The organism is Parasynechococcus sp., from assembly GCF_042954245.1.
Classification (GTDB): domain Bacteria; phylum Cyanobacteriota; class Cyanobacteriia; order PCC-6307; family Cyanobiaceae; genus Parasynechococcus.
In genome coordinates, this window is record NZ_JBGKDP010000072.1 from 1 (window position 1) to 2,438 (window position 2,438).

The 2,438-nt window shown below is 56.8% G+C and carries 4 protein-coding genes; 1 reads left to right on the forward strand and 3 read right to left on the reverse strand.

What is annotated here, in order from left to right:
- Positions 1-472 precede the first annotated feature (472 nt).
- Both ACGVJ8_RS03455 and ACGVJ8_RS03460 read right to left on the reverse strand, forming a co-directional pair.
- Positions 473-904 (reverse strand): hypothetical protein, encoded by a 432-nt coding sequence (locus tag ACGVJ8_RS03455; RefSeq protein ID WP_392345499.1) that lies wholly within the window; start codon positions 902-904, stop codon positions 473-475.
- 12 nt (positions 905-916) lie between these two features.
- Positions 917-1,171, reverse strand: coding sequence for a DUF1651 domain-containing protein (locus tag ACGVJ8_RS03460; RefSeq protein ID WP_392345500.1), 255 nt, complete (start codon positions 1,169-1,171; stop codon positions 917-919).
- A 395-nt stretch (positions 1,172-1,566) separates the two neighbouring features.
- Here ACGVJ8_RS03460 and ACGVJ8_RS03465 point away from each other — a divergent pair, with 395 nt between their 5' ends.
- On the forward strand, positions 1,567-1,851 hold the full coding sequence (locus ACGVJ8_RS03465; RefSeq protein ID WP_392345501.1) for a 2Fe-2S iron-sulfur cluster-binding protein: 285 nt from the start codon (positions 1,567-1,569) through the stop codon (positions 1,849-1,851).
- Here the strand turns inward: ACGVJ8_RS03465 and nth are convergent, their stop codons facing one another.
- A complete protein-coding gene (nth, locus tag ACGVJ8_RS03470) occupies positions 1,852-2,307 on the reverse strand; it encodes an endonuclease III domain-containing protein (protein WP_392345502.1) in 456 nt (151 codons plus the stop codon).
- Between the last annotated feature and the right edge of the window lie 131 nt (positions 2,308-2,438).

Genomic DNA, 2,438 nt, shown 5'->3' on the forward strand with positions numbered 1-2,438 from the left:
GCTTTAACTGATTCAATTAACGGGTCTGTTCTTTAGGGCGAGACAACAGACGCGAGATTTTCGCCATCCATCGACCCGGGGCAGCTTGTTTTGTCGAAAGAACCGGCGCTCTTTGCTTTGCAGAAGCAGGGTTAGGGCCTGAAGGTTCTGACAACACCCAGCGGAAATCCATCAAGGGTCGGGGCTTGCCTGCCGGGGATTGAGCCAGCAACTGTTGGCGAAGCTGACGTTGAGTGCGCAACAACGTTCAAAGGCACCTTCGTGCACCATGGCTTAACCAGGTCCAGCTCCGCCAGCAGGTATCTGTCGTTAATTAGAGGATTCCGAGAGGCCCCCTTCTTCTTGCAATAGACGGCACCGATGTTCATCCACCCCTCCATGCAGGCTTCACCATTGTTGGGAGCAACCTCATCATCCATAGGGGAGATGCAGGTGCTGCCAAGAGTGTCCACATAACCCAGCGGCCACACGTTCAGACCTTGTTTCCTTCGTCATCCCAGTACTCGACCCTTTTCACCTCAAGGTCGTCTTGCTTGAGCTTGGCGGCGATCTCCCTGGCCCTCGCCCTCAGGTACAACTTATCGTTCACCAGGCTTTGGTACACGATCTCCTCCAGCGTTTCTGCTGGAGCCTCTGAGACGATCTGCTTCACGTCGTCCTTGCTCAGCTTCACGTCAGTTCGAATGCTGACGGCCTGCTCGAAGTTGAACTCGATTTCGTTGATGACCGGTTCCATGGGCTTCCTTGCAGGCAAAAAGAAACCCCCGCCAAAGGCAGGGGTTTCAAAACACCTCGCAGGAGTGTGTCCTTGTTTCCACCCTGTGAAGTGTTTTTCCTCACAAATCCAATATGCCAATTCGAGGCGTGCGCTGGGATTACTGATGGACAGCCTCACAGTTGGCACCAGCGACCTGTCTCAAAGTTCAGCAGCGTCGCCCCAGGCTGGAGACGCAAGGCGCCTCCAGCCCTGGGTTTGCAATGACGCCCAGAGTTGTTCTGCTTCGGCCTTTCTCAGGTGTCGGCGTTCCTTCAGCAGGGGAGGGCCATCAGGCAGGCGACGGCCTCTGTCGATGAAGACCTTTGGCTCATTGATCCACCCCTTCTGATCGCGATGGAATCGCCAGATCCAGCGGTCGTCACTGTCAATCAGCCAGCCCTCTCCTATGACCATGCTGCAAGTAGACCAGTGCTAGCAATGGCGAGTGTGGGTGGTCAAGTGGCCTCCTGTCTCGGGTCAAGGTTAAAAAAAGGAGCAGGCCCCTCAGCCCACCCCCTCCGTGACGCATGGAAAGCACAACTGCTTTCGCGGTTCACTGTCCATGACGCTGGCGTTTTCGCGGGTATCGATCCGCACGTTTTTAGGCATTACTGCTTAGTGAGAGCTGTTCTCATTTGAGTGATGATTCGGGCGGCGCGAGCATCACTGCCAACGCTTCGGGGAGTTGAACGAGCGCAGGTTCCCTCGCCTGCGCCTCCCCTAAACATTTAAGGAAGGAGTTCGCAGGTCCAGCTGCCTTGGCGCGGATGGTCTGATCCAGCTACCAACCCTTCAGGACCTTCCATGTCATGGCCTCTTTCAACATCAGCATCGAGGGTGGTGCCAGCTTTGTGTGCCCTGATGACGTCTACATCCTCGATGCAGCCGAGGAGGCTGGGGTTGATCTCCCCTATTCCTGTCGGGCAGGAGCCTGTTCCACCTGCGCCGGCCGTTTGGTGAGTGGCTCGGTGGATCAGATCGATCAGAGTTTTCTCAATGATGATCAGATCGGGCAGGGGTTTGCCCTCCTTTGTGTGAGCTATCCCACCGCTGATTGCGTGATCAAGACCAACGCTGAAGAGCACCTGTCTTGATCAGGGCTTGCGGGTGATCACGGGACGGCGCCGTTTCGGATAGAGCTCACGGCACATGGGGCAGACGGTTCCGTCGCAGCCTCGTGCTGTGCAGAACTCACGGCCCCAGAAGATGATCTGCAGGTGCAGCCGGTTCCAGTGCTCTTTGGGGAAGAGAAGCTTGAGGTTCTGTTCTGTGCGCGCCACACTGCTGCCGTCGCTCAATCCCCAGCGCTGGGCCAGACGGTGGATGTGGGTGTCGACGGGGAAAGCGGGCACGCCGAAGGCTTGGGCCATCACTACGCTGGCTGTTTTGTGCCCCACGCCGGGTAACGCTTCGAGCTCCTGAAAGCTCTGGGGAACGTCGCCGTCGTAGGCCGTCACCAGAATCTGGGCGAGGCGGCGCACGTTTTTGGCCTTGGTTTTGGCCAACCCGAGCTGCCGGATCAAAGCGAGGAAACGGTGCAAGTCTAAAATAGGTGTCCCAAACCAATGATTTCAGAATGCATCATACTTCTACAGATGATGATAACAAGTTCGACACTGCACACTGGATGGAAGGAGCCGCTGATGGGAAGGAGAAGCTTCTGCCCGGGCACGACCACCCC